Raw genomic sequence first — 22,111 nt, 5'->3', positions numbered from 1 at the left:
ACCATGCCACCCAGGAGGAAAAAGGCCACCGAACAGGCGGCCCTGCCGGGCATGCCCACCATGGCCGACCTGCGCGACACCCTGTGGAAGGCCGCGGACAAGCTGCGCGGGTCCATGGATGCCGCCCAGTACAAGGACTTCGTCCTGGGCCTGGTGTTCCTCAAGTACGTCTCGGACGCGTTCGAGGAGCGCCGCGAGGCCATCCGCGAGGAGATCCTGGAACAGGGCATCCCCGAGTCCCGGCTCGACATGTTCCTCGACGACAAGGACGAGTACATCGGCCACGGGGTCTTCTGGGTGCCGGAAGAGGCGCGCTGGTCGCACCTGGCCGCGCACGCCAAGAGCGAGGGCATCGGCGAGCTGATCGACCGGGCCATGGACGCGATCATGAAGTCCAACCAGTCGCTCGCCGGCGTGCTGCCCAAGATCTTCAACCGGGACAACGTGGACCAGCGCCGCCTCGGCGAACTGGTCGACCTCATCGGCGACGCCCGCTTCACCGGCCACGGCGACCGGCCCGCCCGGGACGTGCTCGGCGAGGTCTACGAGTACTTCCTGGAGAAGTTCGCCCGCGCCGAAGGCAAGCGCGGCGGCGAGTTCTACACCCCGGCCAGCGTGGTCAAGCTCCTCGTCGAGGTCCTGGAGCCGTACGCCGGGCGCGTCTACGACCCCTGCTGCGGGTCGGGCGGCATGTTCGTGCAGGCCGAGAAGTTCGTCATCGCCCACCGCGGCATCCAGCACAAGGACGACATCGCCGTCTACGGCCAGGAATCCAACGAGCGCACCTGGCGGCTGGCGAAGATGAACCTCGCCATCCACGGCATCAGCGGCAACCTCGGCCCCCGCTGGGCGGACACCTTCCGCGAGGACAAGCACCCCGACCTCAAGGCCGACTTCGTCCTCGCCAACCCGCCGTTCAACATGTCCGACTGGTCGCGGCAGGTGGACGACCCCAGGTGGCGCTTCGGCACACCCCCGGCGAACAACGCCAACTTCGCCTGGCTGCAGCACATCATCTCCAAGCTCGCCGAACGCGGCACCGCCGGCGTGGTGCTCGCCAACGGCTCCATGTCCTCCAAGCAGTCCGGCGAAGGCGAGATCCGCGCCGCCATCGTCGAAGCCGATCTGGTCTCGTGCATGGTCGCCCTGCCGCCGCAACTGTTCCGCACCACCCAGATCCCCGCCTGCCTGTGGTTCTTCGACAAGGACAAAAGCCCGCAAGGCGCCAAGCGGCTGGCCGACCGGCGCGGCGAGGTGCTGTTCATCGACGCCCGGAACATGGGCACGATGGTCGACCGCACCGAGCGCGTCCTCACCGCCGACGACATCGCCCGCATCGCCGACACCTACCACGCCTGGCGGGGCACCGCCTCGGCTCGCGCCAAGAACCTGAAGTACGAGGACGTGCCAGGCTTCTGCTACTCGGCCACGCTTGAGGAGATCCGCCAGCACGACCACGTCCTGACGCCAGGGCGGTACGTCGGCGCGCCCGAGGTCCAGAACGAGGACGACGAGCCGATCGCCGACAAGATCGCCCGGCTCACCAAGGAACTGTACGCCCACTTCGAAGAGTCAGCCCGGCTGGAGAAGGTCGTGCGCGAGCAGTTGGAGGGGATCGATGGGTGAGCACCTGACCCTTGCGGACGTGTGCCTTCAAATCACCGACTGTGAACACAAGACCGCGCCTGCCGCACCACGAGGTACGGAATACGGCTACTCCGTAGGGACTCCCTGCATCAAGAACGGTCGTCTTCTCCTGGACGCCGCCAAGAGAGTTGATCGAGCGACGTATGAGAAATGGACGGCGCGTGCGGTCCCGCAGAAGGACGACATAATTCTTACCCGCGAGGCCCCTGTCGGTGAGGCCGCGCTGCTCGATGGAAACAGCCGGGTATGTCTCGGGCAGCGCACGGTGTTGCTGCGCCCCGATCCGCTGAAGATCGATCCGCGTTTTCTGCATTATCTCCTGCTCAGCCCTGCACTGCAGGAGAGAATGCGCATCCGCGCGGAAGGCTCTACGGTTCCTCACCTAAACGTCGGCGATATCCGCAGCTTGCAACTTGGAGAGCTTCCCCCGCTGCGCGAGCAGCATGTGACCGCGGCGATCCTCGGCGCGCTGGACGACAAGATCGCGGTCAACGAGCGGATCGCCGTGACCTACGAGTCGCTGCTCAGACTTCGTTTCGAGGAGCTTCGAGTCGACGTCGAGCCTGCGCCTGGGGAAGGCGTGGCTGTTTCCGAGCTGATCGAATTCAATCCATCGGTGCCGGCTCCCCGTACCACCGATGCGGTCTACCTCGACATGTCATCTGTTCCAACCTCAACAGCTCGTGTGCGGGAATGGTCCAGACGAGAGCCGAAGTCGGGCACACGCTTCGCAAATAACGATACGGTGATGGCACGCATCACTCCGTGTCTGGAGAATGGAAAGACAGCCTTCATCGACTTCATGGAAGACGGTGAGACGGGTATCGGCTCCACTGAGTTCATCGTCATGCGTGCTCGCGCAGGTGTCCCTGTCCACTTGCCGTACTTCCTTGCTCGAAGCCCACGTTTTCGGAGCTACGCCATTCAGAACATGGTCGGCTCGTCTGGACGGCAGCGGGTTTCCGCGTCGCAACTGGCCGGATTCACCGTCAGGCTTCCGGATCCGACCAGCATGGCTGCGTTCGGTGAGGCCGCGTCTGCGGCATTCGCACACATGAAATCTCTCGATGCGGAGTCAAAGAATCTCGCGCAGCTCCGCGACACGCTCCTGCCCAAATTGATATCCGGCGAACTCCGCGTACGCGACGCGGAAAAGGCAGTGGAGGAGGCGCTGTGACGACTGACTTCGCCCCTCCGCTCCGCGACCTGTCCGAGGCGCGGTGGGAGGCCCTGGCGATGGGCACCCTGGGCGAGCTCGGATGGCAGCCGCTGGAGGGCAAGGCGATCGCCCCGGGGTCCGGCGAGCGCGAGTCCTGGTCGGAGCTGATCCTGCCCGGCCGGCTGCGCGACGCGATCGCCCGGATCAACCCGCAGCTTCCGCCGTCCGCCGTGGACGACGCGCTCATGGAGGTCACCAGCGCCAGGTCGCGGGATGCCCTGGCTGAGAACCGCCGGATCCACGAGTTCCTGACCAAGGGCATCCGGTCGGTGGTTTACACCGACGAGCACGGCGCGGAGCACAACCCGACGATCTGGCTGGTCGACTTCCGCGAGCCGGAGGCCAACGACTTCCTCGCGGTCAACCAGGTGGCGGTGGTCGAGGGCGAGCACCGGCGGCGTTTCGACGTGGTGCTGTACCTCAACGGCCTGCCGGTCGGGTTGGTGGAGCTGAAGAAGGCCGGGGACGCGCACGCCGACCTGCAGGGGGCGTACGCGCAGTTGCGCACGTACGTCGACGAGCTGCCGCTGGCGTTCCGCGCCAACGTGGTCTGCGTGGTCTCCGACGGGATCACGGCCCGCTACGGCACGGCGTTCACGCCGTTCGAGCACTTCGCGCCGTGGAACGTGGACGACGAGGGCCGGCCGGTGCCGCAGCCGCCGACCCGCGACGAGGACCTGGCGCTGAACCTGGCGCTGCACGGCCTGTTCCAGCAGAGCCGTTTCCTGGAGATCCTGCGCGGCTATGTCGCGTTCGCCGAGACGCCGGGCGGGACGACCAAGCGGATCGCCAAGCCGCACCAGTACTTCGCGGTCAGCAAGGCCGTCGGCAAGACCATCGAGGCGACCCGGCGGGATGGGCGCGCCGGGGTGGTCTGGCACACCCAAGGCTCGGGCAAGTCGCTGGAGATGGAGCTTTACGCCCACCAGGTCATGACGCACCCGAGCCTCGGCAACCCGACCATCGTCGTCATCACCGACCGCACCGACCTGGACGACCAGCTCTACTCGGCCTTCCTCGCCAGCGAGCTGCTGCCGGAGAAGCCGGTGCAGGCCGCGACCCGCGACGACCTGCGTACCGAACTCCTCAACCGCCGTACCGGCGGCATCATCTTCACCACGCTGCAGAAGTTCGGCCGCACCAAGGAGGAGCGGGAGGCGGGCCAGGCCCACCCGCTGCTGTCCGACCGGCGCAACGTCATCGTCATCGTCGACGAGGCGCACCGCAGCCACTACGACAGCCTGGACGGGTACGCCCGGCACCTGCGCGACGCCCTGCCCAACGCCACGTTCGTCGCCTTCACCGGCACGCCGATCTCCGAGGCCGACCGCAACACCCGCGACGTGTTCGGCGACTACATCGACATCTACGACTTGACCCGGGCCGTGGACGACGGCGCCACCGTGCGCGTCTACCACGAGAGCCGGCTCATCCCGGTGAGCCTGCCCAAGGATGTCGACCCCGAGGTGATCGACGACCGGGCCGACCAGATCACCGCGGGCCTGGACGACGCGGAACGGCAGCGCATCCAGCGCAGCGTGGCGGTGATGAACGCCGTCTACGGCGCCCCGGACCGGCTGAAGAAGCTCGCCGCCGACCTGGTCTCCCACTGGGAGGCGCGCTCCGCGCAGATGCGCAAGTTCATCGACGGCCCGGGCAAGGGGCTGATCGTCTGCGCCACCCGGGACATCTGCGCCCGGCTGTACGAGGAGATCATCGCGCTGCGCCCGGAGTGGCATGCCGACGCCGACGACAAGGGCAAGATCAAGGTCGTCTACACCGGCGACCCCAAGGACGAGCCCCACATCAGGAAGCACGTGCGCCGGCCGTCGCAGCTCAAGGTGATCCAGCGCCGGGCGAAGGATCCGGACGACGAGCTGGAGCTGGTGATCGTCCAGTCGATGTGGCTGACCGGGTTCGACTCCCCGCCGCTGCACACCCTCTACTTGGACAAGCCGATGCGGGGGGCGGCGCTGATGCAGGCGCTCGCCCGGGTGAACCGCCCTTTCCGGGCCAAGCAGGACGGCCTGCTCGTCGGCTACGCGCCGGTCACCCAGAGCCTGCACGAAGCCCTGGCCGAGTACACCCAAGACGACCAGGACACCAGGCCGGTGGGCCGCGACATCGACGAGGTCGTGGCCCAGGTCCGCGACCTGCACGACGTGATCTGCAACGTGATCCTGCGCGGGTACGACTGGCGCGGCAAGCTGGCGGCCAAGTCGGACAAGGCCTACCGGGAGGCCGTGCTCGGCACCGTCAACTACCTGCGTAATCCCGCGTTGCCCGAAAACCAGGTCGAGCCCGGAGAGGACACCCTCGCCGAAAGGTTCCGGAAGGCGGCGGCGAGGCTGGACCGGCTCTACGCGCTGTGCGCCAGCAGCGGCCAGCTCAACCCCTACCGCGACGACATCGCCTTCTTCCAGGCCGTACGGGTTTGGATGGCCAAGTTCGACGTGGAAGACCGCCGGGCCCGCGGCCTGCCGATCCCAGCCGAAATCGCGCTCTACCTCAAGCAGCTCACCGCCGGGATCATCGAAGCCGGAGGCGTCACCGACATCTACCAAGCCGCCGGCATCGACCGGCCCGACCTATCCCACCTGGACGAAGCGTACCTGGAGCGTCTGCGGGCCTCGAAGACGCCCCACCTCGCGATCGAGGCGTTGCGGCGGGCCATCGAGCAGACGATGCGCCGGGTCACCCGGCACAACGTGGTGCGGCAGAAGACCTTCTCCGACCGGTTGATCGAGCTGATGAACCGGTATACCAACCAGCACCTCACTTCGGCCGAGATCATCGCCGAGCTGGTGGCCATGGCCAAGGAGGTAGCCGCCGACGCCGACCGCGGCAAGGCGTTCAATCCCCCGCTGAGCGAGGACGAGCTGGCCTTCTACGACGCCGTGGCGCAAAACGAGGCAGCGGTCAGGGAGATGGGCCCAGGGGTACTCGCCGACATCGCACGCGACCTTGTGCGGACGGTACGCAACTCCGTCACCGTCGACTGGGTCTCCCGCGACGATGTGCGCGCCAAGCTCCGCACCATTATCAAGCGGCTGCTTGCCAAGCACGGCTACCCGCCGGACGCCGCGCCAGCCGCCATCGACCTGGTCATTCGGCAGATGGAGACCTTCGCCGAGGACTGGTCACCCGAAGCCAGCCGGTAGTACCCGGTTTTCGGCGGCACCGACGCGGGGGAAGCAGCGCGCCGAGGGTTCATGCGAATGGAACCTGTGGGCGAAACCGGGCGGACGGCTGCGTGCGCGTCAGGCCGCCCGCTCGGTTCGGCCTGCCGTTCGCGGCCGGGTGGTCGGGCATGTCGCGCCCTTGTCAAGCAGACGTTGCAAACATGGCGCTGGGCGGGCCGCGTGGTGGTCGCCTGGTAGACCAGGCGACCGGTTCGAATGCGGTGGAGCGGGAATTGGACGACCGCCTGAGCGCCTCGGCATTACAAATGACGAGGCATTTTCCTCTACCCTTAATCACAAAGAATTCACCCTTCCGAGGAAGGAAGAAAAGTGAATACTCACGATATTCTGGAGGCCGCTCGGTCCGCTCTATCGCTGCCCGAGATCGAGCTCGTCGAAACCACCGACCACCTCCCGCCCAGCAATGACGGGCGCTGGCGCATATGTCTCTTCGAACAGCACGGCTGCGTCCGTATCTACCTCGATGTCCCCGACGGGCAGCACCTCCCCGCCGCCGAGTTCGTCGCCAAGTCTCTCGCTGCGGCAGGGCTGCGCGTTGTCCCAGCTGAGCGGCCGAACGACCACGACGCGCTCGGTGTGAACGTGCTCCTCACCAGCACTGGCCAGATCATCCAGGGCCGGGACCCGGAGGTAGGCTGAGCGAACCGGCGCGGTAAGCGCGCGCCCGCCCCGCCGCACCGGGGTCGGGCGCGCGTTTACGGTGTCCATCCCGACACGGGTGCCCATCAGGCTGACCGAAAATCGGCGACGACCCTTCAGGGAGTCGACATGGCGCACCGCACGCCCTCAGCACAATGCCTCCGCTGTTCAAGATCATGGGCGGAGCATGCCCGTTCCGTGCGCAGGCGCTGCATTGCATACGAGTCACACAGTTCAGCGTGCTCGATGGTCGGCATCAGCAGACAGCGCCGCGGTCAGCCCACAACGTTTGCCATACAAATTTCGCAATCGCAACCACCGTCATCCGGCTATCAGGACCGTCCGTTTCGCTGTCCCGCCACAGGCTGGCACGGAGGGTTCCAGCCTCCCGTCTCATGGGACATTCGCGAAATGATCTTGTGGGAAGCGCAGCCCCATACGGGCGTTTTCGCAGCTCAAGCCACCGGTGGTGGCCATATGATCACCGCTCTCCTAAAGAGGGTGCTCGTTAACTGCCGCGTGGCTTCCGGTCCTCGGGCCTGGCGGCCCTGCGGTCCGGGTCCACTTGGCACCGGATAACAAGGGCTGGCCATCGATCAAGGGCTGCTTTACCGCAACCCCCACCGCCACACGCGCACGCCCGTGGGCGTACACGGGTTTGCTCATTACCCCTGCAGGGATCGCAACGTGAGGTTCGGGTCCTTCCAGAGCACCATTAGCTGGGTCGTTCGTCACTCCTGGTGGACGCCGGGCCTTGCCCAATCGCCGGGGTCCGTGGTCATGCTGTTCGGCGATGACCGACCATGTCGTCACCGATGTACTCGAGGCGATGAAGATCCTCCAATGGCGACGGTAACCGGTCGGCCTAACCGAGCCTCTCCATCTGTTGATCTTGCTAACGCAGGTGCTAACAACAACCCTGGACGACCATGGACAACTGTGGAATCTCCGAGGCCGGTCACCTCTTCTGAGCAGGCGCTTATGTCAGCCGTAGACACCTGTGGACATCAGTGATCTTGCTACGGATCAGAAGGTTAGGGGTTCGAGTCCTCTCGGCCGCGCATCTATGAAAAGGCCCGTGACCAGGGGAAACCTGGAAGCGGGCCTTTGTGCTTCCTAGATCATCCGGACCCTTTGCTAACACCCTTGCTAACAAGGGTGGCTCCCACTACGTCTCGATCGCCTTGGCGAAGATCTCGGCGGCTGAGGCTTCGGCCGCTCGGATGACGTGGGCGTAGACGCGGAGCGTAACGGACGGGTCGACATGGCCGAGGCGGGCCGCGACCACATGCACGGGAACACCGGCCAGGAGGAGCGTGGTCGCGTGGATGTGCCGGAGGTCGTGAAGCCGTGCGCGCGGAAGGGGCTCGGCGGGCTTCGGGCCGTCCTTCGGGTTGTTATAGCTCTTGATCAGAAGCCTCATGAGAGATGACACCGTGTCCGGGTGGATCGGGTCACCCCATCCGGTCGTGAACACGTGGTCATCGGTGCCGCGCCACTGCTCCCCGGCAAGGAGCTTGTCGGCCGCCTGCTGCCTCCGATGCTCTTTGAGCACTCGGACGGTGCCTTCGTCGATCGACACTACGCGGGTTCTCCCGGTCTTGGTTGTCCCCTCGATGCGCTCCCCATCGATGAAGGCCGCCGAGCCGGTGATGGTGATCTCGCAGGCGTCGAGGTCGACATCAGACCACCGGAGGTTGAGCAGTTCGCCGCGACGAGCGCCCGTGTAGGCCGCGAGATGGAAGAAGGCGAACAGCCGGTGTTGCCGAGCCACGGCCAGGAAGGTTCGCAGCTGCTCGGCGGTCGCGGTCGCTGGCCCGGGATGGCATGACGGATTGCCACCTTCTGCCCAGGCGATCCTGTTCAGCGCGCGCGTGGGGGGCGGGAGGGGGGGACCGTGGGTCGGCGCGAGTCATCCAGATTGGGAGGCGACGCCCAGCGCAAGTCACCGCGACCTGTGCTTCTCGGGCTACTACTGCTCCAAGACGCGTGTTCGACCACGGCGGCCTGGTCGGCGGTGCCGGTGCGGAGGAGCGGGGGTAGTCTCCAGGGAGGCGTGGCCGAGCAAGGCATGGATCTGCGCCGCCTTCCCGCAGCCGGGTGGCGTAGGGCTAGCGCAAGTGGTGGGAAGGCCAGCGGCCTCGCCGACGGCCAGGGACCGTCGCTGGTGCGGCCTTGCGTGTCGTGTATGGACTGCCGCGCGGCTTCCGGTCCTCGGGCCTGGCGGCCCTGCGGTCCGGGGTCACTTGGCACCGGATAACAAGGGCTGGCCATCGGACGAGGGTTGCTGCCCAGCAATGCATACAGCAACCGCAACCTCACGCAGCCACATCGTGCATCGTGCCAGTCTGGATCTGCCACCCGAGTGGCTTAGACCATCGTCACAAGGAGACACACGAGACCTCCGTTGCGCAATAGCAATCGGACAGCATGCGGATGCTGGGCATCGGAGCTCCGCCCCAAACCCCCCGGGGCATCCGGCTCCAGGAAGCCGCCAAGATTCCGAGCGTGGGAATCGTGGGGGTGATCTTCCCGTCTAGCCATCGACCCAGGCAGAGCCCAGCAGACCGGTTCCTGCGGGCAAGCCCGGCTGTGCAGGCAGGGCGACCGGCGCGTGAGGAAAGTCACGAAAGCAAGGTGTGCGCGAAGCCAGGCTTGACCTTCGTCACCGGCCTGCTGCTCCTCGAGGGCTCCCTGCAGACCGCACCATCATCGAGGCGAGCAAAGAACAGCAGGGTTAAGACGGCGGCAGGAGCCCTCGAAAGCCTCCAGCGTCACCCAGCCGGTACCACGGGAGCGCGCGAAACCGCATTCGTCCGGTCTCCCCGGCTCCTGCTGACGCCACTCCAGATCGCCAAGTTGCGGCCCAGCGCTCATCCGTGATCCCCGTCATCCCGGTGGCGCACCCGGCTCGGCATATGCGTGGCTACCCGGCGCCTGATGTCCGGAACATGCCTCCGGGCGTCACCGGATGACGGCGAGGACCGGCGCCGCCGTGGCCGCCGCTCGACCCGTTCGGCCACCGCCGGCAGGTACGGCTCGCCCACCCGGTGGGCCCGGTCGTGCGCCGTCGGGCCGTGGCGGGCCCGCGCCTCGGTCGGCCGCTCCCAGATGCCGACTCGGTCCTGGCCGGGCCGGTGGTCTGGTCGGCGTGGGCGAGGGCGTCGGCGACCGGGGACTCCTCCCGCGCAACCGGCCCGGCACCGGCGCGCCGGGTTAGCGCGGGCGGCGGAGCAGATAGGTGTCCATGATCCAGCCCTTGCGGGCGCGCACCTCGGACCGGACCTCGCGGATGCGGTCGGCGACCTCCGCGACCGGGCCCTCGATGAGGATCTCGTCCGGCGTGCCCAGGTACGCGCCCCAGTAGATGTGGTAGTCGGTCAGCTCGGCGAAGGCACACCGCGAGTCGAGCATGACGAGGATGTCGTCGGCGGTGGGGCCCTGCTCGGCGAGGCGGCGGCCGGTGGTGATGTGCACAGGGCTGCCCACCCGGGTGAGCGTGGTGCGGTGCCGGGCGGTGAGCGCGGAGATCGCGCTGATGCCGGGGATCACCTCGTAGTCGTAGGGCAGCCGGCCGAGGATCGACAGCGTGCTGTCGTACACGCCCGGGTCGCCCCAGACGAGGAAGGCCCCGGTCTGCCCGTCCGGCAGCTCGTCCTCGATCATGCGCCGGTAGAGCTCGGCGCGCCGGGCCCGCCAGTTCTCGACCGCCTCGGCGTACGCGGCCGCGGTGCGGTCCCGCTCCGGGTCGCGGCCCTCGACGATCCGGTACGGCGGGCGGCCGTGTTCCTCGATCAGCCGTCGGCGGAGCCGTACCAGCTCGTCCTTCTCCTCGCCCTTGTCGATGAGGAAGAACACGTCGGCCGCCGCGATCGCCTTCGCGCCCTGGATGGTGAGGTGGTCGGGGTCGCCCGCGCCGATGCCGATGATGAGAAGCCGCTTCACGACCACGAGTCTGCCATGCCACGATTTTGTACGATGTGGAAGCGTCTGATCAGGTTAGCCGGGCCGTCGGGGACGGGCCCGGAAAGGACGCGCGGGCGAGGAGGCACGTGAACCTGTCCGAGCGAGGCACGGACTTCGCCGAGTTCTGGCGTGAACGGCACCTGTGCACCCTCACCACGGTGCGCCCGGACGGCACCCCGCACGTGGTGCCGGTCGGCGCGACGCTCGACCTGGAGAACGGCATCGTCCGGGTGATCACCTCGCGCCGGTCGCACAAGGCCCGGCTGATCGCCGCGGGCGCGCCGAACGTGGCGCTCTGCCAGGTGGACGGGCGGCGCTGGTCGACGCTCGTGGGGGTCGCCACCATCCGCACCGGCCGCGAGGAGGTCGCCGACGCCGAGCGGCGGTATGCGGCCCGGTACCGTGAGCCCCGGCCCAACCCGGACCGGGTGGTCCTGGAGATTCAGGTCACCCGTGTCCTCGGCACTGTATGATCACCGTCGTCGGCATCGGCGCAGACGGCTGGGACGGGCTGGCCCCCGCCTCCCGTCGGGCGATCGCCGCCGCCGATGTGCTCCTCGGCAGCCGCAGGCAGCTCGACCTCGTCCCCGACCCGGTCCCGGATCCGGACCCTGAGCCGTCCGGCGGGGGATCGCCGCGGTCCGCCGGGACGCCGTCGCGGGTGGTGCTGCCCTCGCCGCTGCTGCCCAACCTGGAACCGCTCCTCGAGTCGTTCGCGGGCCGCGAGGTGTGCGTGCTCGCCAGCGGCGACCCCATGTTCTACGGCATCGGCTCGACCCTGGTCCGGCTGCTCGGCGCCGACCAGGTCCGGGTGCTGCCGCACGTCTCCTCGGTTTCGCTCGCCTGCGCCCGGCTCGGCTGGCCGGTCGAGCAGGTCGAGGTGGTGAGCGCGGTCGGCCGTCCGCTCGACGTACTCCGCCCGGCCCTCGCCCCCGGCCGCCGGGTGCTCGTGCTCGGCTCCTCCCCGGAGGCGGTCACCCGCCTGCTCGGCGAGGCGGGCTACGCGGCGAGCCGGGTCACCGTGCTGTCCGACCTCGGCGCCGCCACCGAGTCGGTACGGCCCGCCGCCCAGGCCGGGCCCACTCGGCTGCACGTGATCGCGATCGAGTGCGCCCTCGACCCGGGCGCCGAGCCGCTGCCCCGGGTGCCCGGGCTGCCCGACGACGCCTACGACCACGACGGCCGGCTCACCAAGCGGGAGGTCCGCGCGGTCACGCTGTCCCGCCTCGCCCCGCTCCCCGGCGAGCTGCTGTGGGACGTGGGCGCGGGCGCGGGCAGCATCGCGATCGAGTGGATGCGCACCCACCCCGCGTGCCGGGCCGTGGCGATCGAGCGCCACCCGGAGCGGGCCGCGCGCATCCGGCGCAACGCCGACACCCTCGGCGTGCCCGCCCTCCAGGTGGTCGAGGGCCGGGCCCCGGACGCGCTCGACGGCCTGCCCGAGCCCGACGCGGTGTTCGTCGGCGGCGGCGCCACCGTGCCCGGCCTCATCGAGCGCTGCTGGACCGCGCTCCGCCCGGGCGGCCGGCTGGTGGCGAACGCGGTGACGCTGGAGACCGAGGCCGTGCTCGCGGACTGGTACGGCAGGCTCGGCGGCGACCTGGTCCGGCTCGCCGTACAGCGGGCCGCGCCGGTGGGCGGGTTCACCGGGTGGCGGGCGGCGATGCCGGTGACCATCTGGGCGGTGACGAAGCGGGACGGCTCGTGACCGCGGCCCTGCGCGCGGCACGCGGCCGGGCGGTGACCGTGGCGGCGGGCGGCGGGCGCGCCGGGAGCGGGCCGTCCAGCGGACCGGTATGGCCGCGGCCCGCGCCGGCCCGTGGCGTCGCGATGGCCGCGGCGTGGCCGGAAGGCCGGTCCCCGCGCGCCGGGCAGCCAGTGCCGCCGAGCCGGTCGCGACCGGGGAGCGCCCGGGCCGCGAGGGCGGCGATCGGCGACGCCGGCGGGCCGGTCCCGCGGATCGGCGTCGCGCGGGCCACGACCGAGAGGGGCGGATCATGACCGTGTACTTCATCGGCGCCGGTCCCGGCGCCGCCGACCTGATCACCGTGCGCGGCCTGCGGCTGCTGCGGTCCGCGCCGGTCTGCCTGTACGCGGGCTCGCTCGTGCCGCGCGAGCTGCTCGCCGAGTGCCCGCCGGACGCCCGGCTGGTGGACACCGCGAACCTCACGCTCGACCAGATCATCGACGAGATCGCCGCGGCCCACGCCCGCGGCCAGGACGTGGCCCGGCTGCACTCCGGCGACCCGTCGATCTTCAGCGCGGTCGCCGAGCAGATGCGCCGCCTCGACGCGCTCGGCGTGCCGTACGAGATCGTCCCCGGCGTCCCGGCGTTCGCCGCCGCCGCGGCCGCGCTGCGCCGCGAGCTCACCGTGCCCGGCGTCGCTCAGACGGTGATCCTCACCCGCACCGCCGCCCGCGCCACGCCGATGCCGCCGGGCGAGGACCTCGCCACGCTCGGCGCGAGCCGCTCCACGATCGTGCTCCACCTCGCGGTGCAGCGCATCGACGCGGTCGTGGCCGAGCTGCTGCCGAACTACGGCCCGGACTGCCCGGTCGCCGTGGTCGCGTACGCCTCCCGCGACGACGAGCGGATCCTGCGCGGCACGCTCGCCGACATCGCCGCCAAGGTCCGCGAGGCGGGCGTGCGCCGTACCGCGGTGATCATCGTCGGGCGGGCGCTCACCGCGGCCGAGTTCCCCGACAGCCACCTCTACAGCCCGGCCCGGGAGCGCCCGTGCGCCGGATCCTGATCCTCGGCGGCACGGCCGAGGCCCGCGCCCTCGCCGACACGCTCGTCGCCCGCGGCGTGCACGTGATCACCTCGCTCGCCGGCCGCGTGGCGAACCCGCGCCTCCCGGCCGGCGAGGTACGGCAGGGCGGCTTCGGCGGCCCGGACGGCCTCGCCGCCTGGCTGCGCGCCGAGCGCATCGCCGCCGTGGTCGACGCCACCCACCCGTTCGCGGCCCGGATGACCGCCGCGGCGGCCGAGGCCGCGGCGCGCACCGGCGTGCCGCTGCTCGTGCTGCGCCGGCCCGGCTGGCGGGAGGGCCCCGGCGACCGCTGGGAACGGGTGCCCTCGCTGCAGGAGGCCGCGGCCCGCCTCGCGCCCGGCAGCCGGACATTCCTCACCACGGGCCGCCGCAGCCTGCCGGTCTTCGTCCCGCGGGCCGACGTGTGGTTCCTGGCCCGCTCGGTCGACCCACCCGAGCCGCCGATCCCCCCGAACGTCGAGGTCGTCCTCGACCGCGGGCCGTTCACCGTGGAGAACGAGCGCGAGCTGATCCGCCGCCACCGCCTCGACACCCTGGTCACCAAGGACAGCGGCGGGCCGATGACCGCCGCCAAGCTCACCGCCGCCCGGGAGCTCGGCCTGCGCGTGCTCATGGTCGACCGCCCCGCCCCGCCCGCGGGCGTGCCCACCGCCGACACGGTCGAGGCCGCCCTCGCCTGGGTCCTGGGCCGGTCCTGACCGCCGCGGCCACGGGGCGCCGGGACGGCCTGCTGCGCGCCGCCGATCGGGTCAGTCGGCGGCGATCGCGGCCCACACCCACTTCCCGCCGGTCACCGGGCGGCGGTAGCCCCAGCGCCGCACCGCCTGGCTGACCAGCCACAAGCCGCGTCCGTGGTCGTCGTCGAAGTCCGGGGTGAGGATGCGCGGCTCCCGGCTGGGGTCCCACACCTCGACGACCACGTCGTACAGGGACCGATACACGCCGATCCAGATGGTGCCGTGCGCCTGCGGTACGGCGGCCGCGGGGGCGGCCGCGTCGTCGCCGGGCGGCGTCCACCCGCTCGCCTTGATCGCGTTCGTCACCAGTTCGCTCGCCACGAGCCGCACGGTGTCGTCGAGTCGCGCCAGCCCTCACGACGCCAGCGCGCGGGAGACGTGGGAACGCGCGAGCGAGGGGGCGATCGGAGCCACCGGCAACTCCACATAACCGGGGCGTACCGGCAGGATGGGACTGATGTCTCTTTCGCGGAAAATGCGGGAGTGGGGTAGCCTTTTTGCAATTCATCCGTTTTATCAAAGTAGCCGGATTTGCGGCGCAGCACTGCGCTCCCGACCGCATGATGCTCATCGAGCAGGTGACCCGTTCCGTCGCCGTTGCACACGTGCGTCCTCCCTGACGCGCCGTCTTTCCGCAGGCAGCAAACCAGTGGGGCAAGGGGCGGCTCCAGAGCGGTTTTGGGCATCGAATGGGGCGAAAATGCGGCATCGTAGGCGGTGACCAGGGCACATTCATGATCTGGCCGCCCGGGTAAAGGCGGGGACCGGGGGTGAGGATTGTGCACCTCAAGCGGGTCCGGTTTATTCAGCGGCGTAAGGCCCTCGGCCTCACGCAGGAAAATCTTGCCGACGCGCTGCACGTCGAACGCTCTACCGTGGCTCGCTGGGAGCGGGCCGAGACCGAGCCGCAGCCGTGGCTGCGTCCCCGGCTGGCCGCGCTGCTCAAGGTCAGCGCGGCGGAGCTGGAGTCCCTGCTGGCCGACGTCGCGCCGGTGCCCGGCCGGGCGGATCGCCTCGCGCACTCCTCGGCGCCGTTCGACTTCTCGCTGACCGAGGAGCAGGCCGTGCGCATGCTGGAGGGTTTCTCCGCCTACGACATCGTGTCCCGGCGGCAGGTGGTCGCCGGGTTGGCGGTATTGAGCGGATCCGCACTGGTGCAACCAATCCGTCAGTGGGTGGTCGGCCTACCCGCGCCGGCCGCCGCGATCGAGCCAACGCCCGAGACGATCAGCGAGCTGGAACAGGCGATCGTGCTGTTCCGCCGCTGGGACGCGTCCGGCGCCGGAGGTTTACGGCGCAAGGCCGTCGTCGGCCGGCTGAACGCGGTCACCGAAAGCCTGACCGAGCGGCACGACCCCGAGACCACCCGGCGGCTGTTCCAGGCGGCCGCGGAGCTCGCGCAGCTCGCCGGATGGATGGCGTACGACCAAGGGCTGCACGGCATGGCGCAGCGCCACTACGTACTCGCCCTGCACGCCTGCCGGGAGGCGGCGGCCCCGGCGCTCGGCGCGAAGATCATCGGGGACATGACCCAGCTCTCCACCGCGCTGGGCAACTACACCGACAGCCTGAACCTCACCCGCACCGCGCTGTACGGCCTGCCGCACGGTGTCGCCCACGACGCGGTGCGCGCCGAGCTGCTGGGCTTGGAGGCCCGCGCCTACGCCCACCTCGGCGAACGGGAGGCGGGCAACGCCGTGCGCAGCGCCGAGGCGTGCGTGGAGGTCTGGCAGGAGGCGCGCGGCGAGCCCCGCCCGGACTGGCTGCACTACCTCAATCAGGCCGAGGTCGACTGCCTGGCGGCCAACGCCTACACCGAGCTGGCCCTCGCGAGCGCCGAGCCGCGGCGGTGGCGACGCTACGCCGCGCGGGCCGAGCGGCACACCGCGAACGCCCGGGCGGCCCGGGTCCCGGGCTACACCCGCAGCCGGATCCTCGACGAGATACGGCTCGCGAGGGTACGGCTCTCCCAGCGAGAGCCCGCGGAGGCGGCGGCCGCGGCGACCGGCGCTTTGCGGCTCGCAGAAGAGGCGCGATCATCGCTGGTGGTGGATTGGTTCGTGCGGTTCGACGCGGCGCTGGCCCGCCGTCATCCGGACTGCCGCGAGGCCGCGGAGTTCCGCGATCGGCTGCGCGACCACCTGCGGCGGGCCGCGCCGCACAGGGAGCGGGAGATTGTCCGAGCCGGAGTTTGAGACGGTCGACGGCGAGCGGGCCGCCGAGTCGGTGGCGGAGCTGGCGGCGGTCTACCGCGAGGTGTACGGCGAGCCGCCGTACCGGTGGGGCGCGGAGCACGAGCGGCTGTTCCGCGAGCGCTTCGACGTGCAGCGCCGCCAGGAGGGATTCCGCCTGATCACGGCGCGGGCGGACGGGCGGCTGGTGGGCTTCGGCTTCGGCGTGACGCTGCAGCCCACCACCCCGTGGTGGCGCGGCCTGCTGACGCCGCTGCCCGACGAGGTCACCGCGGAGTGGCCGGGGCGTACCTTCGCGGTGGTCGAGCTGCTGGTCCGGGCGCCGTGGCGGCGGCGGCACGTGGCCGAGCGCATCCACGACCTGCTGCTCGCCGGGCGGACCGAGGAGCGGGCGACGCTGACCGTGCTCCCGGCCGCGGCGCCCGCGCTCGCCGCGTACCGGAAGTGGGGGTGGCGCAAGGTGGCGGAGAAGCGGAACCCGCTGCCCGGGGCGCCGGTGTTCGCGGTGATGCTGCGCGACCTGGCCGCCCCGGCCGGGCGGGGTGGTCAGGGGTAGCGGCGCGGGGTGTAGACGGTGCCCCGCGTGGTGACGCGGGTGGTCGACGAGCCGATGATGAGCAGGCAGCGCATGTCGACCGTGGCCGGGTCGAGGGCGGCGAGCGTGGTCACCGTCAGGCTCTCCTCCGGGCCGCCGACGTCGCGGCCGATCACCACCGGGGTGTCCGGGGAGCGGTGTTCCAGCAGCAGGTCGCGGGCGGCCGGGAGCTGCCAGGTGCGGTGGCGGGAGGCCGGGTTGTAGATGGCGATCACCAGGTCGGCGCGGGCGGCGGCGGTGAGCCGCTCGGCGATCACCTCCCACGGCTTGAGCAGGTCGGACAGGGACAGCACGCAGAAGTCGTGGCCGAGCGGGGCGCCCGCACGGGCGGCCACGGCCTGGGCGGCGGTGATGCCGGGCACGACGCGGACCGGCACGTCCGGGTAGTCCTCGGCGGCCTCGAGCACCGCGCTCGCCATCGCGAACACGCCCGGGTCGCCGGAGGAGACCACCGCGACCCGCCTGCCCTCGCGGGCGAGCTCGAGCGCGTGCCGGGCGCGTTCGGCCTCGACCCGGTTGCCGGTGGGGTGGCGGCGCTGCCGCGGGTTCGGCGGCACCCGGTCGAGGTACGGCCCGTAGCCGACGAGGTCGGTGGCGCTCGCCAGCGCCTCCTGCGCCTCGGGGGTGAGCCAGGGCCGCCCGGCTGGGCCGAGGCCGACCACGACCACCTCGGGCGCCACCGCGGGCCGCGGCGGCTCGGGCGGGACCGCGCCCCCGCCGGGCCCGGCGAGCAGCGCGAGCGAGAAGTACGGCACGCCGTCCGGGTCGACCTCCCGCAGCGGGGCCACCCGCTCGCCGGCCATCGTGGCCCGCTCCACGTACCAGGCGTCGTCGAGCCGCCCGGCCGCGGCGAACGCGTCCCGCACCTTCTCGAAGGTGCGGCCCAGCTTGAGCACGGCCGCGGCGTCGCTGCGCCGCAGCCGGTCGGCGAGCTCGCCGGCGGGCAGCGTGCCGGGCAGCACGGTGAGGATCTCGTCGCGCTCCACCAGCGGCCGCCCCAGCACCGCGGCCGCGGCCGACACCGAGGTGACCCCGGGCACCACGGTGGCCGGGTAGCGGTGCGCGAGCCGCTTGTGCAGGTGCATGTAGGAGCCGTAGAAGAGCGGGTCGCCCTCGCACAGCACGACCACGGTGCGGCCCGCGTCGAGGTGGGCGGCGAGCCGGGCGGTGCACTCGGCGTAGAAGTCCTCGAGCGCGCCCTGGTAGCCGCCGGGGTGAGTGGTGGTCTCGGTGGTGACCGGGTACAGCAGCGGCTCCTCGATCTGCCCCGCCCGCAGGTACGGCTCCGCGATCGAGCGGGCGATGCTGCGGCCGTGCCGGGCCGCGTGGTAGGCGATCACGTCGGCCTCGCCGATCAGCCGCGCGGCCTTCACCGTGATCAGCTCGGGGTCGCCGGGGCCGAGGCCGACTCCGTACAGACGTCCGGTCATGGTGCTCACCTGGGGTCCTTGCTGCCTGGGGCGGGGGAAACGAGGGACAAAAGGGAAGCAGCGGCTCAGCGGCCGGTGGCGTCCTCGAGGTCGCCCTCGGTCTCGAGGTAGACCCGGCGCACGCCCTCGAGGATCCCGGCGTCCGGGTTCGCCCACATGCCGCGCTCGGCCGCCTCGAGCAGCCGCTCGGCGATGCCGTGCAGCGCCCACGGGTTCGACTTGGCCAGGAACGCCCGGTTCTCCGGGTCGAGCACGTAGGCCGCGGCGATCCGGTCGTACATCCAGTCGGCGACCACCCCGGTGGTGGCGTCGTAGCCGAACAGGTAGTCGACGGTGGCGGCGAGCTCGAACGCGCCCTTGTAGCCGTGCGCGCGCATCGCCGCGAGCCAGCGCGGGTTCACCACCCGGGCGCGGAAGATCCGCGCGGTCTCCTCGGCGAGGGTGCGGGTGCGCACCGCGTCCGGCCGGGTGGTGTCGCCGAGGTACGCCGCGGGGGAGCGGCCGGTGAGCGCGCGCACCGCGGCGACCATGCCGCCGTGGTACTGGAAGTAGTCGTCGGAGTCGGCGATGTCGTGCTCGCGCACGTCGACGTTCTTCACCGCGACCGCGATCCTGCGGTACGCGTTCTCCATGTCCGCCCGGGCGGGCACCCCGTCGAGGTCGCGACCGTAGGCGTGGCCGCCCCACACCGCGTACACCTCGGCGAGGTCGGCGTCGTCCCGCCAGTTGCGGCTGTCGATCAGCGGCAGCAGCCCGGCCCCGTACGCGCCCGGCGCCGGGCCGAAGATCCGCAGCGTGGCCCGCCGCCGGTCGCCCCGGTCGTCGGCCCGCACGTGCGCGCGCACGTAGTTGTCCTCGTCCGGCTCGTCGAGCTCGGCCACGAGCCGGACCGCGTCGTCGAGCATCGCCACCACGTGCGGGAACGCGTCCCGGAAGAACCCGCTGATCCGCATGGTGACGTCGATCCGCGGCCGGCCCAGCTCGGCGAGCGGGATCGGCTCCAGCCCGATCACCCGGCGGGACGCCTCGTCCCACTCCGGCCGCACCCCGAGCAGCGCGAGCACCTCGGCCACGTCGTCCCCGGCGGTGCGCATTGCGCTCGTGCCCCACATCGACAGCCCGACCGAGCGCGGCCAGGTGCCGTGCTCGGCCCGGTACCGCTCGAGCAGCGACCGCGCCATCGCCTGCCCGGTCTCCCAGGCGAGCCGGCTCGGCACCGCCCGCGGGTCCACGGCGTAGAAGTTGCGGCCGGTCGGCAGCACGTTCACCAGCCCGCGCAGCGGCGACCCGCTCGGCCCGGCCGGAACGTAGCCGCCGTCGAGCGCGTGCAGCACGTTGTCGATCTCGTCGGTGGTACGGCGCAGCCGGGGCACCACCTCGGTCGCGGCGAAGGCGAGAATCCTGGCCACGGTCTCCCGGCGGTCGGCGTCGGCGTCCGGCAGCAGCGCCGCGGCGACCTGGGGCGCGGCGGCCGCGTCCCAGCCGCGCTCCTCCATCGCCTCGACCAGGGCGCGGGCGGTCGCCTCGGCCGCGTCCACCTCGGCCCGGCCCGCCGTACCGTCCTCGGCGAGGCCGAGCGCCTCGCGCAGGCCGGGCAGCGCGCGGCGGCCCGCCCACATCTGGCGGGCGCGCAGGATCGCGAGCACGAGGTTCACCCGGTCGGCGCCCTCCGGGGCCCGGCCGAGCACGTGCAGGCCGTCCCGGATCTGCGCGTCCTTCACCTCGCACAGCCAGCCGTCGACCTGCAGCAGGAACTCGTCGAACTCGGCGTCGTGCGGCCGGTCCGCCACCCCGAGGTCGTGGTCGAGCCGGGCCGCCCGGATCAGCGTCCAGATCTGCGCGCGGACCGCGGGCAGCTTCGCCGGGTCCAGCGCGGCGACCGTGGCGTGCTCGTCGAGCAGCTGCTCCAGCCGGGCGATGTCGCCGTAGGTCTCGGCGCGGGCCATCGGCGGCACGAGGTGGTCGACGAGCACCGCGTGCGCCCGCCGCTTCGCCTGGGTGCCCTCGCCGGGGTCGTTGACGAGGAACGGGTAGATCAGCGGCAGGTCGCCGAGTGCGGCGTCGGGGGCGCACGAGGCGGAGAGCGCGGCCGACTTGCCCGGCAGCCACTCGAGGTTGCCGTGCTTGCCCAGGTGCACGATCGCGTGCGCGCCGAACTCGTCGGCGATCCACCGGTACGCGGCGAGGTAGTGGTGGCTCGGCGGCAGCTCGGGGTCGTGGTAGATCGCGATCGGGTTCTCGCCGAAGCCGCGCGGCGGCTGCACCATCACCACGACGTTCCCGGCGCGCAGCGCGGCGAGCACGATGTCGCCCTCGTGCACGAACAGCTCGCCCGGCGGCGGCCCCCAGTGCCGCTCGACCGCCTCGCGCAGGTCGGCGGGGAGGGTGGCGAACCAGCGGGCGTAGGCCGCGCCGGAGATCCGCACCGGGTTGCCCGCGAGGTGCTCCTCGGTGAGCCAGTCCGGGTCCTGGCCGCCCGCGGCGATCAGCGCGTGCATGAGCGCGTCCCCGTCCTGCTCGGCCACCCCGGGGAGGCCGTCGCCGAGGTCGTAGCCCGCCGCGGCGAGGGCGGCGAGCAGCCGTACCGCGCTCGCCGGGGTGTCGAGGCCGACCGCGTTGCCGAGCCGGGCGTGCTTGGTCGGGTAGGCCGACAGCATCACCACGACCCGCCGCTCCGCGGGCGGGGTACGACGGAGCAGGCCGTGCCGTACCGCGATGCCCGCCACCCGGGCGGCGCGCTCCGGGTCGGGCACGTAGCGCGGCAGGCCGTCGGCGTCGAACTCCTTGAACGAGAACGGCACCGTGATGATCCGCCCGTCGAACTCGGGGATCGCCACCTGCGCGGCCGCGTCGAGCGGGGAGAGGCCGTCGTCGCTCTCCTCCCAGGCGCGGCGGCTCGTGGTGAGGCACAGCGCCTGCAGGATCGGCACGTTAAGCTCGGCGAGCGCGCCGACGTCCCAGGCCTCGTCGTCGCCACCCGCCCCCGCCAGCGCGGGCCGGGTGCCGCCCGCGGCGAGCACGGTCACCACGAGCACGTCGGCCGCGCGCAGCGCCTCGATCAGGCCGGGCTCGGCGGCCCGCAGCGACGAGCAGTACACCGGCAGCGGCCGCCCGCCCGCCTCCTCGATCGCCCGACACAGCGCCTCGACGAACGCGGTGTTCCCGGCCACGTGGTGGGCCCGGTAGTAGAGCACCCCGACCACCGGGCCGTCGACGTCGCGGGCCTCGCGCTCGAGCACGCCCCAGGCGGGGGTGGGCTGCGGGGGCGCGAAGCCGTACCCGGTGAGCAGGAGCGTGTCGCACAGGAACGCGTGCAGCTCGGCGAGGTTGGCCGGCCCGCCGTAGGCGAGGTACGCGTGCGCCTCGGCGCACACCCCGCCGCTCACCGTGGACAGCTCCATCAGCTCCGCGTCGGGCACCTGCTCGCCGCCGAGCACCACCACCGGCCGCGGCCCGGCGAGCAGCGCATCGAGGCCCTCCTCCCAGGCCCGCCGACCGCCGAGCAGGCGTACGACGACGAGGTCGGTGCCGTCGAGCAGGTCGGGCAGATCGTCCACGGAGAGCCGTGCGGGGTTGCCGAGCCGGTAGGGCTTGCCGCTCGCCCGGGCGCTGAGCAGATCCGTGTCCGACGTGGACAGCAGCAGAACAACGGGCACGCCGCAATACCTCCCTCGGGGTCCTCGCCCCGTGTCGCGGGGTGTCACGACGG

The 22,111-nt window shown here is 71.4% G+C and carries 15 protein-coding genes; 10 read left to right on the top strand and 5 right to left on the bottom strand.

Going from position 1 to position 22,111, the window contains the following annotated elements; all coding sequences use genetic code 11:
* Window positions 1-3 precede the first annotated feature (3 nt).
* The 4 genes from TBIS_RS12430 (at window position 4) to TBIS_RS12415 (ending at window position 6,708) form a co-directional block, all read left to right on the top strand.
* The gene (locus TBIS_RS12430) at window positions 4-1,626 is read left to right on the top strand and encodes a class I SAM-dependent DNA methyltransferase (protein ID WP_013132745.1); all 1,623 of its coding nucleotides are present in this window, start codon (window positions 4-6) and stop codon (window positions 1,624-1,626) included.
* Window positions 1,619-2,824 carry a restriction endonuclease subunit S gene (locus TBIS_RS12425; RefSeq protein ID WP_013132744.1) on the top strand — a complete coding sequence of 402 codons (1,206 nt, stop codon included), beginning with the start codon at window positions 1,619-1,621 and terminating at the stop codon, window positions 2,822-2,824. Before TBIS_RS12430 ends, TBIS_RS12425 begins: the two co-directional genes overlap by 8 nt.
* The gene (locus TBIS_RS12420) at window positions 2,821-6,027 is read left to right on the top strand and encodes a type I restriction endonuclease subunit R (RefSeq protein ID WP_013132743.1); all 3,207 of its coding nucleotides are present in this window, start codon (window positions 2,821-2,823) and stop codon (window positions 6,025-6,027) included. The genes TBIS_RS12425 and TBIS_RS12420 overlap by 4 nt, the downstream gene beginning before the upstream one ends.
* A gap of 351 nt (window positions 6,028-6,378) precedes the next feature.
* Complete coding sequence (locus TBIS_RS12415) at window positions 6,379-6,708, top strand: hypothetical protein (protein WP_013132742.1); 330 nt, start codon at window positions 6,379-6,381, stop codon at window positions 6,706-6,708.
* A 1,168-nt stretch (window positions 6,709-7,876) separates the two neighbouring features.
* On the opposite strand, the gene TBIS_RS18255 is transcribed toward TBIS_RS12415, so the two are convergent.
* Together TBIS_RS18255 and cobF are read right to left on the bottom strand one after the other, a co-directional pair.
* Window positions 7,877-8,500 (bottom strand): site-specific integrase, encoded by a 624-nt coding sequence (locus TBIS_RS18255; RefSeq protein ID WP_050760520.1) that lies wholly within the window; start codon window positions 8,498-8,500, stop codon window positions 7,877-7,879.
* 1,424 nt (window positions 8,501-9,924) lie between these two features.
* Entirely contained in the window at window positions 9,925-10,653 is a 729-nt protein-coding gene (cobF, locus tag TBIS_RS12405) for a precorrin-6A synthase (deacetylating) (RefSeq protein WP_050760686.1), read from the bottom strand.
* A gap of 107 nt (window positions 10,654-10,760) precedes the next feature.
* Here cobF and TBIS_RS12400 point away from each other — a divergent pair, with 107 nt between their 5' ends.
* From TBIS_RS12400 to TBIS_RS12385, 4 genes are all read left to right on the top strand, one after another.
* Entirely contained in the window at window positions 10,761-11,147 is a 387-nt protein-coding gene (locus TBIS_RS12400; protein ID WP_013132739.1) for a pyridoxamine 5'-phosphate oxidase family protein, read from the top strand.
* On the top strand, window positions 11,144-12,382 hold the full coding sequence (locus TBIS_RS12395; RefSeq protein ID WP_013132738.1) for a bifunctional cobalt-precorrin-7 (C(5))-methyltransferase/cobalt-precorrin-6B (C(15))-methyltransferase: 1,239 nt from the start codon (window positions 11,144-11,146) through the stop codon (window positions 12,380-12,382). The genes TBIS_RS12400 and TBIS_RS12395 overlap by 4 nt, the downstream gene beginning before the upstream one ends.
* A gap of 289 nt (window positions 12,383-12,671) precedes the next feature.
* Window positions 12,672-13,427, top strand: coding sequence for a precorrin-4 C(11)-methyltransferase (gene cobM, locus TBIS_RS12390; RefSeq protein WP_013132737.1), 756 nt, complete (start codon window positions 12,672-12,674; stop codon window positions 13,425-13,427).
* The gene (locus tag TBIS_RS12385) at window positions 13,412-14,146 is read left to right on the top strand and encodes a cobalt-precorrin-6A reductase (protein WP_013132736.1); all 735 of its coding nucleotides are present in this window, start codon (window positions 13,412-13,414) and stop codon (window positions 14,144-14,146) included. The genes cobM and TBIS_RS12385 overlap by 16 nt, the downstream gene beginning before the upstream one ends.
* A gap of 51 nt (window positions 14,147-14,197) precedes the next feature.
* On the opposite strand, the gene TBIS_RS12380 is transcribed toward TBIS_RS12385, so the two are convergent.
* Window positions 14,198-14,506 carry an ATP-binding protein gene (locus TBIS_RS12380; protein ID WP_148231522.1) on the bottom strand — a complete coding sequence of 103 codons (309 nt, stop codon included), beginning with the start codon at window positions 14,504-14,506 and terminating at the stop codon, window positions 14,198-14,200.
* 449 nt (window positions 14,507-14,955) lie between these two features.
* On the opposite strand from TBIS_RS12380, the gene TBIS_RS12375 reads away from it, so the two are divergent.
* Complete coding sequence (locus tag TBIS_RS12375) at window positions 14,956-16,380, top strand: helix-turn-helix transcriptional regulator (protein WP_013132734.1); 1,425 nt, start codon at window positions 14,956-14,958, stop codon at window positions 16,378-16,380.
* Window positions 16,361-16,933 (top strand): GNAT family N-acetyltransferase, encoded by a 573-nt coding sequence (locus TBIS_RS12370; protein WP_013132733.1) that lies wholly within the window; start codon window positions 16,361-16,363, stop codon window positions 16,931-16,933. The genes TBIS_RS12375 and TBIS_RS12370 overlap by 20 nt, the downstream gene beginning before the upstream one ends.
* Here the strand turns inward: TBIS_RS12370 and TBIS_RS12365 are convergent.
* A complete protein-coding gene (locus tag TBIS_RS12365) occupies window positions 16,924-18,402 on the bottom strand; it encodes a precorrin-2 C(20)-methyltransferase (protein WP_050760685.1) in 1,479 nt (492 codons plus the stop codon). The genes TBIS_RS12370 and TBIS_RS12365 overlap by 10 nt on opposite strands.
* Window positions 18,403-18,467: 65 nt before the next feature.
* Window positions 18,468-22,058, bottom strand: a complete 3,591-nt coding sequence (gene cobN / locus TBIS_RS12360) for a cobaltochelatase subunit CobN (protein WP_013132731.1) — start codon at window positions 22,056-22,058, stop codon at window positions 18,468-18,470.
* Between the last annotated feature and the right edge of the window lie 53 nt (window positions 22,059-22,111).

Origin of the sequence: Thermobispora bispora DSM 43833 (assembly GCF_000092645.1) — a bacterium.
In the GTDB taxonomy this organism is placed as follows: domain Bacteria; phylum Actinomycetota; class Actinomycetes; order Streptosporangiales; family Streptosporangiaceae; genus Thermobispora; species Thermobispora bispora.
This window is presented reverse-complemented; position numbering and strand designations above follow the sequence as displayed.